Origin of the sequence: Thioalkalivibrio sp. ALE10, assembly GCF_000381385.1 — a bacterium.
Taxonomy (GTDB): Bacteria; Pseudomonadota; Gammaproteobacteria; order Ectothiorhodospirales; family Ectothiorhodospiraceae; genus Thioalkalivibrio.
In genome coordinates this window covers 72,459-86,671 of sequence record NZ_KB906455.1, presented here as the reverse complement: position 1 = coordinate 86,671, position 14,213 = coordinate 72,459, and the positions used below count along the sequence as shown (strand labels likewise).

Below are 14,213 nucleotides of genomic sequence, written 5' to 3'. Positions count from 1 at the left end.
GGCCTGTAGCCATTTCACCGTAGCGACCCTGCCGGCTTGATGCCAGGGGGTGGCTCGGGCGAAACCTGTGCCCATTTGCAGCGCCGGCCGGGCTGCCTGATCATACCGGCGTGATGACCCGCTGGCTGCGCAATCCGTTCCGTCGCAGGAATCCGCTGGACACCGCCGCGCGCGCGGTGGACCGGGGGCGCGCCGGCGTGGAAACCGTGCTGGGCCTGCCGCACCGCCTGGCGGTGCCGCTGCTGCAGCGCCATTTCGGCGATGCTGCGGTGCCCTCCAGCGAGGGCTTTCGCGAACACGGCCGCGACGGTTCCTGGACGCTTCCCGCGCCCGCCCCGGAGTTCTCCGTGCGGCTGGATGCCGACTCCGAGGGACGCCTGGTCCACGGCCGCATCACCGGTTCCGGCCCTTACGCCGGACTGGTGGTCTTCAGCGACTGGAGCCCGGACCACCCGGCCGCGGTCTGGCAGATCCGCGTCGAGGAACCGGCCGGCGAACAGGCCACCGCCCTGCACGACCATCTGCTTGACCCCGAACGGAACTGAGGAACCGCGCCGTGCCACAACCACCCAGGACCGTCTCGCTCGTGCTCGGCAGCGGCGGCGCTCGCGGTCTCGCCGAGATCGGGGTCATCCGCTGGCTGGAAGACCATGCAAACTACGAGATCCGGACGATTGCCGGCTCCTCCATGGGGGCGGTGGTCGGCGGCATCTATGCGGCCGGGCAGCTGGACACCTACGAGGAATGGGTGTGCACCCTGCGGCGTCAGGACGTCTGGCGACTGCTGGATTTCTCGTTCTCCGGGGCCGGTCTGTTCCGCGGCGAACGCCTGGTCGAGAAGCTCCGCGAGATGCTGGGCGATACCGACATCCGCAATCTGCCCATCCGCTTTACCGCGGTGGCCACGGACATCGAACGCGAGCGCGAGGTGTGGCTCAACGAGGGGGCGCTGTTCGACGCGATTCGCGCGTCCATCGCCATCCCCACGGTCTTCACCCCGGTGCGCCTGAACGGGCGGCTGCTGGTGGACGGCGGCCTGCTCAACCCGGTCCCCATCGCTCCGACCCTGTACGACGACAGCGACGTCACCATCGCGGTCAGTCTCAACGGACGGGTGGACGAGCGTCTGGGTCCGAAACGCAGCTCACCCAGTGACCATCAGGGGGATTCCGCCGCCACTCGCCTGCGCGATGGCCTGCGCAGCGCGCGCGACGTGCTGCCCGACCGCATTGGCTCCTGGCTGCAGGACTGGCAGGGGCGACTGGGACTCGGCGAGACCGACTCGCGCCTGACCGAGGAGCAGGAGGCGCGGGCGCTGGGCCTGATCGACATGGTCTCGCATTCCATCGAGGCCATGCAGGGCAGCATCGCGCGTTTCCGCGTGGCCGCCTACAACCCCGAGCACCTGATCGAGGTGCCCGTGAATGCCTGCGGGGTGTTCGACTTCCACCGTGCGCGGGAGATGATCGATCTGGGTTACGAGCTGGCCGAGCGGCGTTTCGCGCTGGAGCGGTAAGAAAACCCCGGCCGGTCTCAGGTGCGCGGCAGCGTGACCCCGCGCTGGCCCTGGTACTTGCCCCCGCGGTCCTTGTACGAGGTCTCGCACTCCTCGTCCGACTGCAGGAACAGCATCTGCGCGACTCCTTCGTTGGCATACACCTTGGCCGGCAGCGGCGTGGTGTTGGAGAACTCCAGCGTCACGTGGCCCTCCCACTCGGGTTCCAGCGGCGTCACGTTGACGATGATGCCGCAGCGGGCGTAGGTCGACTTGCCCAGGCAGATGGTCAGCACGTCGCGCGGGATGCGGAAGTACTCCACCGTGTGCGCGAGCGCGAAGGAATTGGGCGGGATGATGCAGACGTCGGCATGCACGTCGACGAAGCTGCCCTCGTCGAAGCCCTTGGGGTCGACGATGCTCGAGTTGATGTTGGTGAAGATCTTGAAGTGATCCGAACAGCGCACGTCGTAGCCGTAGCTGGACGTACCGTAGGAGACGATGCGCTCGTCGTCGCGATAGCGGATCTGACCGGGCTCGAAGGGATCGATCATCCCCTCGGCCTCGGCCATGCGACGGATCCAGCGGTCGGACTTGATGGTCATCCCTGATCGCCCGCCGTCATCAGTTGTTCTGGATGACGATGTTGGGGAACTTGGAGCTGTAGTCCCGCGCCTGTTCCGCCAGCCGGGCGCCGGTGCGCCGCGCGATCTCGCGGTAGATCTCGGTGATGCGGCCGTCCGGATCGGCGATCACGGTCGGTTCGCCGCCGTCGGCCTGCTCGCGGATGCGGATGTCCAGCGGCAGCGCGCCCAGCAGGTCGACACCGTATTCCTCGGACATGTTCTCCGCGCCACCCTGGCCGAAGATGTACTCCTCGTTGCCGCATTTCGAGCAGATGTGGATGCTCATGTTCTCGATGATCCCGAGCACCGGCACCTCGACCTTTTCGAACATTTGCAGGCCCTTGCGCGCGTCCAGCAGGGCGATGTCCTGCGGCGTGGTCACGATCACCGAGCCGGAGACCGGGATCTTCTGCGACAGCGTCAGCTGAATGTCGCCGGTGCCCGGCGGCAGGTCGATGACCAGGTAGTCCAGGTCCTTCCAGTTGGTCTCGTTGATCAGCTGTTCCAGCGCCTGGGTCACCATCGGCCCGCGCCAGATCATCGGCGTGTCCTCGTCGATCAGGAAGCCGATGGACATCGCCTGCACGCCGTGGCGCTCCAGCGGTTCCATGTGCTTGCCGTCCTTCGACTCCGGCTTGTCCTTGATCCCCAGCATGCGCGGCTGGGAGGGGCCATAAATGTCGGCGTCGAGGATGCCGACACGCGCACCCTCGGCCGCCATGCCCAGGGCCAGGTTGACCGCGGTGGTGGACTTGCCCACCCCGCCCTTGCCCGAGGCCACGGCGATGATGTTCTTGATCCCGGACATCGGCTTGAGGCTCTTCTGCACCGCGTGGGTCAGGACCTTGCAGCCGACATTCACCTCGACCGCCGCGTCCCCGGCGACGCCGCGCACCGCCTGCTCCACCGCGGCTTGCAGTTCGTCGTGGTAGCCGGAAGCGGCATAACCCAGCTCGATGTCCACCGCGACCCGCGAGCCGTCGATGCGGATATCCTTCACCTGGTTGGCGGACACCAGGTCGGTTTCGAGGTACTTGTCCTGCACCTGCTTCAGGGCGGATTCGATCTGCTCGCGCGAGAGTTCAGCCATGGTTGCCCGGTTTCCGTTGATTGGGAGTGTGATCGCGCGATTCTACTGCCCGCAGACCGGGACGCCAATGACTGCACGCCACGGCCGACTTTCGGCGTCCCCGGATCCGGGCCGAGAGGAGGCCTGTCAAGGCCCCAGCCCGACAGATTGTCCGATTTGTGCACATCCGCGGCGATCGGCCACCCCGGCGGGACAGGATAGCGAAAACAGCCGGAAAGACACTCGACAAAACTTTTTCAAGTCCCTGTTTATGAATCGTTTTTAAAAAGTTGGTCGTTTTTTGACCAATCTGAGGCAAAGCCCCGTCTGACAAGGCTTGCGGACAAATGCCACGGGTTTTCCCACAGAGTTATCCACAGGTTCTGTGGACAGTCACGGGGCTTGACACCCGTCGCCCGACAGCCCCCGCCAATGTGACCCGGACGACAGAACCCGCCCGCCGTGCATGCCGCGCCGTGCATCCCCCGGCCGAAGCCCGTAATGTGAAGACTTGCGCGACGCGTATCCAGCGGGAAGGGTCCGGACAAATTCATGCTCAAGGAAGTGGCGATCGGCGGTGCGGTCCTGGTGGTCGCGGGACTGGGGTATCACCAGTACGAAATCGGTCAGATCGAGCGCAGCCTCGACGAGTTCGCGGCGGAACTGCGCCCGCTGGGCGAGCTGGACTATTCCGGGGTGCGCATCGGCCTGAACGGCCACCTGCACGTCGACGGCGTGCGCTTCGACCCGCACGCCCTCCCCGGGCGGCTGCGGGCCGAGCGCATCAGCGTCGAGACGGACGGCATCCCGGAGCTTCTGCGCCTGCGCCGCACCCTGGAGCGCGACCGCCTGCCGCGAGCCCTCGGCGCCTCCGTGCACCAGCTGCGGGTCCCCGCGACATGGTCGCGCGCCAACGCGGATGCCCCCCTGGCCCGTTTTGTCACCCGCCTGGACACCGCCGGCTGCAGTGCCCTGGCGGACGCCGGGCCCGGGCAGGTGCTTGACCGTCTTGGCATGGTGCGGGCGCCCGTGGACCTCGCGCTGTCCTATCGCATTGAAGGCAGTGGCGAGCGGCTGGAGCTGCGCGGGGCATACCAGGCCGGCGCCCTCGGCGGCTTCCACGGCCGGGTGGAGTTCGAGCCCCGCGCCGGTTCGCGCGACCTGGAACGCTTCGTCCCGGCGCTGCTGGAAGCGCCCATGCGCGAGTTCGGCCTCGAATACCGCGATGCGGGCTATTACACCTCCCTGCAGGACTTCTGCCTCCGCGAATCCGGCCTGCAGGCGGAGTCCTGGCGCGAACACCACATGGGCGAATGGCTGCAGACATGGGCCGATGCCGGATTGCAGCCGGGGCCGGCCCTGACGCGCGGCTATCGCGAATTCGTCGCGCAGCCGGACTCGATCGAGCTGCAGGCGGGTCGCGTGCGCGATCCGCTGCGGCGGGCACGCGGTCTGGATTCGCCGATAGAACTCCTCGACCGCGTGGATCTGCGCCTCGCGATCAACGGCGAGCGCATCGGGCCCGTGGTCCTGCACACCGGGGATTTCGTCGGCCTGCCCGACGCGACGGAGCCGGACACGGGGGGCGACTCTCCGGACATGGAAGCAGCGCGCGACCGCGAGCCCGAGCGCGCCACCGCATCCGCACCCGGACCCGGCGTCCCCGCCACGCACGAATCCGGGGCCGCGGCGGCCGGCGTCCTCGCCTGGGACGCCCTCCCCGACCGGGTGGAACGCTACGTGATCGTGACCACCGAACGCGGGCACCGCCGCCCGGGCCGACTGCTGGAGGTGGACGATGACGAGCTGCGCCTGCGCCAGCGCCTGCATGGCGGATTCATCGTGGTGCGGCTGCAGCGCGACGAGATCCGCGAGATCCGCGCCGCCCGCTGAGTTTGACGCGGGACGCCGGGACGCTCGACATACCGTCGGCCACACCGGACAATATCCGGTTTCCGCCGATCTCCCGAACCCGAGCCCATGACCGACACGCCGCGCAAGATCCTCGTCACCAGTGCCCTGCCCTATGCCAACGGGCCGATCCACCTGGGCCATCTGGTGGAGTACATCCAGACCGACATCTGGGTCCGTTTCCAGCGCGCCCGCGGCCACGAGGTGGTGTACGTCTGCGCCGACGATGCCCATGGCACGCCCATCATGCTCAAGGCGCGCGCCGAGGGCATCGAACCCGAGACCCTGATCGAGCGCGTGCGCGAGGAACACGAGGCGGATTTCGCCGAGTTCCACATCGGCTTCGACCACTACCATTCCACGCATTCGGCGGAGAACCGCGAACAGGCCGGCGAGATCTACCGCGCCCTGCGCGACGCCGGCCACATCGCCACCCGCACCATCGATCAGGCCTATGACCCCGAGGCCGGGATGTTCCTGCCCGACCGCTTCGTGAAGGGCCGCTGCCCGAAATGCGGGGCCGAGGACCAGTACGGCGACTCCTGCGAGGCCTGCGGCGCGACCTACAGCCCGATGGAGCTGCAGGAGCCGGTGTCGGCCATCAGTGGCGTCGCGCCCGAGTCGCGCGAGTCGGAACACTACTTCTTCCGCCTGGCCGACTTCGAGGCCTTCCTGCGCGACTGGACGGGGTCCGGACGCCTGCAGGACGCGATCCGCAACAAGCTGGAGGAATGGTTCGAGGCCGGGCTGAGCGACTGGGACATCTCCCGCGACGAGCCCTACTTCGGCTTCGAGATCCCCGAGGCGCCGGGCAAGTACTTCTACGTGTGGCTGGATGCGCCCATCGGCTACATGGCGAGCTTCCGCGCCTGGGCGCGCGATCACGGCGAGGACTTCGACGCCTGGTGGCGGCCGGATTCCGATGCCGAGCTGTACCATTTCATCGGCAAGGACATCGCCTACTTCCATACCCTGTTCTGGCCGGCCATGCTGCACGGCGCGGGCTATCGCACGCCCTCGGCGGTGTTCTGCCACGGCTTCCTGACCGTCAACGGCGCGAAGATGTCGAAGTCGCGCGGGACCTTCATCCGCGCCCGCGACTACCTCGACCATCTGAACCCCGAGGCCCTGCGCTACTACCTCGCCGCCAAGCTGGGTGACGGGGTCGACGACCTCGACCTCAATCTCGACGACTTCATCCAGCGGGTAAACTCCGACCTGGTCGGCAAGCTGGTCAACATCGCCAGCCGCTGCGCGGGCTTCATCACCAGGCGCTTCGACGGCCAGCTGGCCGCCGAACTCCCGCGCCCCGACCTGCACCAGGCGTTCGTCGACGAGGGCGAGGCAATCGCCGCGGCCTACGAGAACCGTGAATTCGCCCAGGCCATGCGCCGCATCATGGCGCTGGCCGACCAGGCCAACCAGTACATCGACGACGCCCGGCCCTGGGTGCTGGCGAAGGAACCCGGGCGCGAGGCCGAGGTGCAGGCCATCAACACCCAGGGGCTGGACCTGTTCCGCATCCTGATCGTCTACCTCGCACCGGTGCTGCCGAAGCTGGCGAACGAAGCGGCGGCCTTCCTGCGCGAGGACGACCTCTCCTGGGCCGGACGCACCCGGGCCTTCACCGGCCGTTCGATCGACCGCTTCAAGCCGTTGATGACCCGCATCGAGGGGAGCACGGTGGAAGCCCTGCTCGAGGCCTCGAAGGCGTCGCTGGGCGGCGGCGAGGCCGCGGCAGACGAGGCGACGACCGGGGACGCGGAACCGGACCCGGCGGTGGAGCCGATCGCCGACACCATCGACTTCGACACCTTCGCACAGGTCGACCTGCGGGTCGCCCGCATCGAGGTCGCGGAACACGTGGAGGGCGCGGACAAGCTGCTGCGCCTGGAACTGAACATTGGCAGCGAACGCCGCCAGGTCTTCGCCGGCATCAAGTCGGCCTATGCCCCGGAAGACCTGGTCGGCCGCCACACCGTGATGGTCGCCAACCTTGCCCCGCGCAAGATGCGCTTCGGCGTTTCCGAGGGGATGGTGCTGGCCGCCGGACCGGGGGGCGACGAGCTGTGGATCCTGAGCCCCGACGAAGGGGCCCGGCCCGGCATGCGGGTCAAGTGATCCGCATGCCGGTGATGCGGGTCATGGATTTGCATCCGGTGCTCGCGTAAGCTGCCCGCCTTTTGCCAACAAGGGACGCATGGAAAACAGTCTCGAATTCAAGGCCCAGGTGAGCCTGCTCGCCGATGCCGGTGCCCGTCTCGCGGCCCGCGGCTGGCTGCCGGCCCGCGCCGGGCACTTTTCCGCGCGCCTGGACGACCGCCATATCGTGGTCTCCGCTCCCGGGCGTCAGAAGGACATGCTCGACGAGAACGACTTCATCATCGTCGATCTCGACGGCAATCTGCTGTCCCCGGCGGAGCGCACGCCGTCGCCGGAGACCTTTCTGCACATCATCATGTACCGCCGCGACAAGGACCTGGGCGCGGTGCTGCATACCCATTCGGCCAATGCCACGGTGCTCTCGCGCCAGCTGCCCGGCGGGCTGCATCTGAGCGACTACGAGGTCCTGCGTGAACTGCCGGTAGTGCAGCACCCCGCCGAAGGCATCGACGTACCGGTGTTCGCCAACGACCCGAACGTGCAGCAGCTGGCCGCGCAGGTCGATGACCGCATGAGCCGGCAGCCGGACCTGGCCGGCTATCTGATCGCCGGGCACGGCCTGTACACCTGGAGCCACACCGTGGAAACCGCGATCCAGCGGGTCGAGGCCTTCGAATTCATGTTCGAGTGCGAGATCCTCGCGCGCCAGCTGCACCCATGACCCCGATGCCCCGGGCAATCGTGCTCGCGTTCGAGGGCGTGCTGGCCCCGGCGGACGTCCTGGCCGACACCCTGGAACCGCGTGCCCGCGAGGAGCTGGGCCCGTTCCTGGAACAGCGCGCCGACGACCCGCTGGTGAAGCGCACCCTCGCCGACCTGCGGGCCTATGCCGGGCGCGAGCTGGACGAGGCCGAGCTGCGCGTGCGCATCGACACCTGGATGCGCGCAGGGCAGGACATCAGCCCGCTGCGCCAGCTGCAGGGCCTGATCTGGACGGAGGTGCTGGAACAGGGCGGCCTGCGCCCCGAGCTGGACGCGGATACGGTGGCGGCGCTGACGCGACTGGCACGGGCCAGCATCGCGCTGTACAGCTTTGGCGCCACGCCGGTGACCACCCAGCGCGAGTGGCTGCGGCGTGGCCCGGACCGCAACTTCGAGGCCCGCCTGGCGGGTTTCTTCGACACCCGCCTGGGCGGACGCCGCGACGCCGGCAGCTTCGGGCGCCTGGTCGCCGAGACCGCGCTGCAGGCGGACGAGGTTCTGGTGCTGTCGCCGGACCGCCGGCAGCTGGATGCCGCGCGCCAGGGCTGGCTCCGGACCGCCCGCCCGGCGCCGGAGCCCGACGCCGGGCGGGCGGATCCGGACGGGGAGCCGCACCCTGCCCTGAGCCTGAACGCCCTGGCCGAACGCTGGGGAACCGCCGCCTGACCACCCGGCCATGACCGTGGCCGGGGCAGGGTTGAGGTGCCATCCACGGGGGTCGATACTATGTTGTTGACCCTGTTACTCGGAAATTGCGGGCAGGAGCCGACTTGGAATACGTCCTGATCCTCATCAGCACGATCCTGGTGAACAACTTTGTCCTGGTGAAGTTCCTGGGGCTGTGTCCGTTCATGGGGGTCTCGCGCAAGGTCGAGACGGCCACCGGCATGGGCCTGGCCACGACCTTCGTGCTGACGCTGTCGGCGGTGGCCTCCTACGTCATCAACGAATTCGTCCTCGCCCCGCTGGACCTGGAATATCTGCGCACCATCGCGTTCATCCTGGTGATCGCGGCCGTGGTCCAGTTCACCGAGCTGGTGGTGCGCAAGACCTCGCCGCTGCTGTACAACGTGCTGGGGATCTTCCTGCCGCTGATCACCACCAACTGCGCGGTGCTGGGCGTGGCCCTGCTGAACGTGCAGGAGGCGCACAACTTCGTCGAATCGGCGTTGTACGGCTTCGGCGCCGCGGTCGGCTTCTCGCTGGTGCTGATCCTGTTCTCGGCGATCCGCGAACGCATCGCGGTCGCCGACGTGCCGGTGGCGTTTCGCGGCAGTGCGATCGCGATGATCACCGCGGGCCTGATGTCGCTGGGCTTCATGGGCTTTTCCGGGCTGGTAACCACCTGACATGGACATCCTGATCGCCATACTCGCCATCACCGCGCTGGCCGCCCTGTTCGGCCTGGTGCTCGGCTATGCCGCGCAGCGCTTCCGCGTGGAGAGCAACCCGGTGGTGGACCAGATCGACGCGCTGCTGCCGCAGACCCAGTGCGGGCAGTGCTCCTACCCCGGCTGCCGCCCCTACGCCGAGGCCATCGCCGCCGGCGAGGCCGACATCAACCGCTGCCCGCCCGGGGGACAGGCCACGGTGGAGGCGCTGGCCGATCTGCTCGACCGCGACCCCAAGGCACTGGAAGAGGAAGAACAGGAAAAGAGCGTCGCGGTGATCGACGAGAACCTGTGCATCGGCTGTACCCTGTGCATCCAGGCCTGCCCGGTGGATGCGATCGTCGGCGCGGCCAAGCAGATGCACACCGTCATCGAGGAAGAATGCACCGGCTGCGAGCTGTGCATCGAACCCTGCCCCGTGGACTGCATCGACATGGTGCCGGTGGAGACCGACATCAGCGAATGGGGCTGGTCGGAACCCGAACCCTCGCCCATCGAACGGCCGCGTGACGAACCGCGGGCCTCCGCCTGATACCGCAACCATGCAGCTGCACCGTTTTCATGGCGGCCTGAAACTGGCCGACAACACGGAAGCGAGCACCGCCGAGCCGGTGCTGACCATGGGCGTACCCGAACGCCTCACGGTCCCGCTGTGCCAGCACATCGGCGATCCCACCGAGCCCTGCGTGCAGGTCGGCGACCGCGTGACCAAGGGCCAGCGCATCGGCCAGGCCGCCGGCTACATCGCCGCACACGTGCACGCCCCCACCTCGGGCGTGGTGGAAGACATCGGCGAGTACCCGGTCCCGCACCCCTCGGGCCTGTCCGCCCCCTGCGTGGTGATCCGCGCGGACGGCCGCGACGAATGGGGCGACACCCGCATGGAGCCATGGCTGGACTGGGACACCCGCGACAGCCGCCGGCTGCGCGAGCGCATCCGCGAGGCGGGCGTGGTGGGCCTGGGCGGGGCGGCGTTCCCCACCGCGGTCAAGCTCAACCCGCGTGCCGGCCAGAACATCCACACCCTGATCGTCAACGGCGCCGAGTGCGAACCCTGGATCAGCGCCGACGACATGCTGATGCGCACCGCGCCCGAGGCGGTCTTCGAGGGCATCCGCATCGTCGCCCACCTGCTGGGCGTGGAGCGCATCCTGTTCGCAGTGGAAGACAGCATGCCGGAGGCCATGCGCGCCCTCACCGAGAATGCGCCGGCGGAACTGGCCGACCGCCTCGAGCTGGTCTCCATTCCCGCCGTCTATCCCACCGGGGGGGAGCGCCAGCTGATCCAGGTCCTGACCGGCCGCGAGGTTCCCAGCGGCGGGCTGCCCGCCGATCTGGGCATGGTCTGCCACAACCCCGGGACCTTCCGCGCGATCTGCGACGCGGTGATCCAGGGCCGGCCGCTGGTCTCGCGGCTGGTCACCGTCACCGGCCCCGGGGTGCACAGGCCGCGCAACGTCAACGCCCTGATCGGCACGCCGTTCGCCGACCTGGTCGCGGCCACCGGCGGCTACGACGCCGAGGTCGACCGCCTGGTGATGGGCGGGCCGATGATGGGTTTCGCGGTGCACGACGACGCGCTGCCGGTGATCAAGGGCACCAACTGCCTGCTGGCCACACGCCCGCAGGACACGCCCTCCCCGGGCCCGCGCATGCCCTGCATCCGCTGCGGCGAATGCGCGGCGGTGTGCCCCGCCCGGCTGCTGCCACAGCAGCTGTACTGGCAGGCGAAGGCCAAGGACTTCGACGCCATCCAGGACTACGGCCTGTTCGACTGCATCGAATGCGGCTGCTGCGCGCATGTCTGCCCCAGCAATATCCCGCTGGTGCAGTACTACCGCTACGCCAAGCACGAGATCTGGACCCGCGAGAAGGAGCGCCAGAAGTCGGACGTGGCGCGCGAGCGTTACGAGTTCCGTCAGGCCCGGCTGGAACGCGAGGAACGCGAAAAGGCCGAGAAACTGGCGAAGAAAAAGGCCGCGGTGAAGAACAAGGAAGGCCAGGACGACGACAAGCAGGCGGCCATCCAGGCCGCGCTGGAACGCTCGCGCGCACGCAAGGCGGCGCGCAAGGGCCAGGCAGACGCCACCGATTCTTCCGCCGGTTCCACCGGGGAGGCCCCCGAAGCTGGCTCCCCCACCCCCGGCGACACCGGCACGGGAACCGAACCCGCGGAGACCGGCGAGCCCGGCCGCTCCGAAGACACGGGTCCGGCGGACACCACGAACGCCACGGATGACAGTCAGGAGCACGGACGCTGATGCGCTTTCGCACCGAATCCTCACCGCACATCATCCCGCGCCACTCGGTCGGCGGGGTGATGCAGCAGGTCCTGCTGGCCCTGATCCCCGGCACCCTCGCCATGACCTGGTTCTTCGGCTGGGGCGTACTGATCAACGTCGCCCTGGCGGTGGGCTTCGCGGTGGCGCTGGAGGCGGCCATGGTCGCGCTGCGCCGGCGCCCGGTGGGGCCCACCCTGGCCGACAACTCGGCGATCGTGACCGGCTGGCTGTTCGCCCTGGCCATCCCGCCGCTGGCGCCGTTCTGGGTCACCCTGATCGGCATCGCGTTCGCCATCGTGGTCGCCAAACACCTGTACGGCGGACTGGGCTACAACCCGTTCAACCCGGCAATGGTCGGCTATGTGGTGGTGCTGGTCTCGTTCCCGCGCGAGATGGCGCTGTGGCCGGCCCCGGAGACCCTGCCGCAGATGCCGCTGGGGCTCTGGCACAGCCTGCAGACGGTGCTCACCGGCAGCCTGCCGGCCGGCATGGAATGGGATGCCATCACGCGCGCCACACCGCTGGACGCCCTGCGCGAGGGACTGGTGTCCGGGCGCACGGTCTCCGAAGTGACCGCCAGCCCGGTATTCGGCAGCTTCACCGAGACCGGCTGGGAATGGATCGGCAATTTCTTCCTGCTGGGCGGGCTGTACCTGCTGTTCCGCGGCGTGATCCGCTGGGAGATCCCGCTGGCGGTGATCCTCGGCGTGGCCATCCCCGCCGGGTTCTTCTGGATCCTGGATCCGGACGCGCACGCCTCGCCGGCGTTCCACGTGTTCAGCGGCGCGGTGATCCTCGGGGCGTTCTTCATCGCCACCGATCCGGTCTCGGCGGCCACCACCAAGCTGGGGCGCATCCTCTACGGCGCCGGCATCGGCCTGCTGATCTACGTGATCCGCACCTGGGGCGGCTACCCCGACGCGGTGGCCTTCGCGGTGCTGCTGATGAACATGGTCGCACCCACCCTGGATCACTTTACCCGGCCGCGCATCTACGGCCATTCGCGCGGTAACGGGCCACCCCCGGGGGCCGGGCCGTGACCGGGCTCAAGCCGCGCGACATCGCGATCACCACCGCGCTGCTGGCCGCCTTCGCCGGGGCCGGTACCGGTCTGGTCGCGCTGGTGCAGAGCGGGACCGAGGCGCGCATCGAGGCCAACCGGATGGAGGTCAATCGCCAGCGCATCGCCGACCTGCTGGGCGAGCTGGACTACGTGAACGAGCCGGTGACCGACACCACGCCCCTGAGTCACGACGACCTCGGGGGCGCAAACCTGCCGGCCTGGTTCGCGCGCGACGCCGACGATAACGTGATCGGCGTGGTGGTCTCGGCGATTGCGCCGGATGGCTACAGCGGCGATATCCACCTGCTGGTGGGCATCGACCGCGAGGGCGAACTGCTGGGCGTGCGGGTCTCGGAACACCGCGAGACGCCGGGCCTGGGCGATGCCATCGAGGCCGGGCGCTCGGACTGGATCCACGCGTTCGAGGGCCGCCGCCTGGGCGATCCGCCGGCCGACGAATGGACGGTGCGCCGCGACGGCGGCGCCTTCGACCAGTTCACCGGCGCCACCATCACCCCGCGCGCGGTGGTGCATGCGGTGCGCCGGTCCCTGGAGTACTTTGAAGCCCATCGCGAGGAACTGCTGGCGACCGAACCCGGCGAGGGAGCGGCCGTGACCGAACCGCTCACGCCCGACGATGATCAGGAGACAACGCCATGAGCACGCCCGCCGACATCATCCGTGACGGTCTGTGGCACAACAATCCGGGCCTGGTGCAGCTGCTGGGGCTGTGCCCGCTGCTGGCGATCTCCGGCACGGTGGTCAACGCCGTGGGGCTGGGCATCGCCACCACCCTGACCCTGCTGCTCTCCAACGTGATCGTGTCGCTGATCCGCGAGCACGTGCGTTCGGAGATCCGCATCCCGGTCTACGTGCTGATCATCGCCTCCATCGTGACCGCGATCGAACTGGCCATGAACGCCTGGTTCCACGGCCTGTTCCTGATCCTCGGGATCTTCATCCCGCTGATCGTGACCAACTGCGCGATCATCGGCCGCGCCGAGGCCTTCGCCTCGCGCAATTCGGTCCCGCGCGCCGCGCTGGACGGGCTGATGATGGGGCTGGGCTTCACCGGCGTGCTGATCGCGCTGGGTGCGCTGCGCGAGCTGCTGGGTCAGGGCACGCTGTTCGCCGATTTCCACCTGCTGCTGGGCGAATGGGGGCATGCCCTGCGGATCGAGTTCTTCCCCGAGGAACACGGCTTCCTGCTGGCGCTGCTGCCACCCGGGGCCTTCCTCGCCATGGGCCTGCTGATCGCGGTCAAGAACTGGATCGATGCGGCCATGGAGAGCGGCCCCGAACCCGCCGAAGACGCCGCGGCGGAACCCGGTCCTTCCGCCGGCTAGGGCCGGGTCGGCTCCTGCGCCGGATCGGCCAGAGGCTGGCCTCCTACGGGCCGCACCCTGCCCCCGGTGGGAGGCCGGCCCTCCGGCCGATTGTGCGTCCGGACAATCCCCTGCGCCGGGTCGGCTCCTGCGCCGGATCGGCCAGAGGCTGGCCTCCTACGGACG

Annotated in this window: 14 protein-coding genes; 12 read left to right on the top strand and 2 right to left on the bottom strand. The window is 68.6% G+C overall.

Annotated elements, in window-relative coordinates; all coding sequences use genetic code 11:
* Window positions 1-113 precede the first annotated feature (113 nt).
* Together F788_RS0110635 and F788_RS0110630 are read left to right on the top strand one after the other, a co-directional pair.
* Window positions 114-545, top strand: coding sequence for a hypothetical protein (locus tag F788_RS0110635; protein WP_019590145.1), 432 nt, complete (start codon window positions 114-116; stop codon window positions 543-545).
* Between the two features lie 41 nt (window positions 546-586).
* Window positions 587-1,516, top strand: a complete 930-nt coding sequence (locus tag F788_RS0110630; RefSeq protein WP_019590144.1) for a patatin-like phospholipase family protein — start codon at window positions 587-589, stop codon at window positions 1,514-1,516.
* A gap of 17 nt (window positions 1,517-1,533) precedes the next feature.
* Here F788_RS0110630 and dcd read toward each other — a convergent pair whose 3' ends face one another.
* Entirely contained in the window at window positions 1,534-2,100 is a 567-nt protein-coding gene (dcd, locus tag F788_RS0110625) for a dCTP deaminase (protein WP_018871181.1), read from the bottom strand.
* Window positions 2,101-2,119: 19 nt separating this feature from the next.
* Window positions 2,120-3,211, bottom strand: a complete 1,092-nt coding sequence (apbC, locus tag F788_RS0110620) for an iron-sulfur cluster carrier protein ApbC (protein ID WP_018871180.1) — start codon at window positions 3,209-3,211, stop codon at window positions 2,120-2,122.
* Window positions 3,212-3,742: 531 nt separating this feature from the next.
* Between apbC and F788_RS0110615 the strand changes: the two genes are divergently transcribed.
* The 10 genes from F788_RS0110615 (at window position 3,743) to F788_RS0110570 (ending at window position 14,048) form a co-directional block, all read left to right on the top strand.
* Window positions 3,743-5,083 (top strand): hypothetical protein, encoded by a 1,341-nt coding sequence (locus F788_RS0110615; protein ID WP_019590143.1) that lies wholly within the window; start codon window positions 3,743-3,745, stop codon window positions 5,081-5,083.
* Between the two features lie 87 nt (window positions 5,084-5,170).
* Window positions 5,171-7,222, top strand: a complete 2,052-nt coding sequence (gene metG, locus F788_RS0110610) for a methionine--tRNA ligase (RefSeq protein WP_019590142.1) — start codon at window positions 5,171-5,173, stop codon at window positions 7,220-7,222.
* Between the two features lie 79 nt (window positions 7,223-7,301).
* A complete protein-coding gene (mtnB, locus tag F788_RS0110605; RefSeq protein ID WP_019590141.1) occupies window positions 7,302-7,925 on the top strand; it encodes a methylthioribulose 1-phosphate dehydratase in 624 nt (207 codons plus the stop codon).
* Window positions 7,922-8,632 carry a hypothetical protein gene (locus F788_RS0110600; protein ID WP_019590140.1) on the top strand — a complete coding sequence of 237 codons (711 nt, stop codon included), beginning with the start codon at window positions 7,922-7,924 and terminating at the stop codon, window positions 8,630-8,632. Before mtnB ends, F788_RS0110600 begins: the two co-directional genes overlap by 4 nt.
* A 104-nt stretch (window positions 8,633-8,736) precedes the next feature.
* Complete coding sequence (gene rsxA / locus F788_RS0110595; protein WP_018871175.1) at window positions 8,737-9,315, top strand: electron transport complex subunit RsxA; 579 nt, start codon at window positions 8,737-8,739, stop codon at window positions 9,313-9,315.
* A 1-nt stretch (window position 9,316) separates the two neighbouring features.
* Window positions 9,317-9,889: an electron transport complex subunit RsxB gene (gene rsxB, locus F788_RS0110590; RefSeq protein WP_019021075.1), complete on the top strand. Its 573-nt coding sequence runs from the start codon at window positions 9,317-9,319 to the stop codon at window positions 9,887-9,889.
* 10 nt (window positions 9,890-9,899) lie between these two features.
* Window positions 9,900-11,618, top strand: a complete 1,719-nt coding sequence (rsxC, locus tag F788_RS0110585) for an electron transport complex subunit RsxC (protein WP_019590139.1) — start codon at window positions 9,900-9,902, stop codon at window positions 11,616-11,618.
* Window positions 11,618-12,679: an electron transport complex subunit RsxD gene (rsxD, locus tag F788_RS0110580; RefSeq protein ID WP_019590138.1), complete on the top strand. Its 1,062-nt coding sequence runs from the start codon at window positions 11,618-11,620 to the stop codon at window positions 12,677-12,679. The genes rsxC and rsxD overlap by 1 nt, the downstream gene beginning before the upstream one ends.
* Window positions 12,676-13,362 (top strand): electron transport complex subunit RsxG, encoded by a 687-nt coding sequence (gene rsxG, locus F788_RS0110575; RefSeq protein WP_019590137.1) that lies wholly within the window; start codon window positions 12,676-12,678, stop codon window positions 13,360-13,362. Before rsxD ends, rsxG begins: the two co-directional genes overlap by 4 nt.
* Window positions 13,359-14,048, top strand: a complete 690-nt coding sequence (locus F788_RS0110570) for an electron transport complex subunit E (protein ID WP_018871170.1) — start codon at window positions 13,359-13,361, stop codon at window positions 14,046-14,048. Before rsxG ends, F788_RS0110570 begins: the two co-directional genes overlap by 4 nt.
* The last annotated feature ends 165 nt before the right edge of the window (window positions 14,049-14,213 follow it).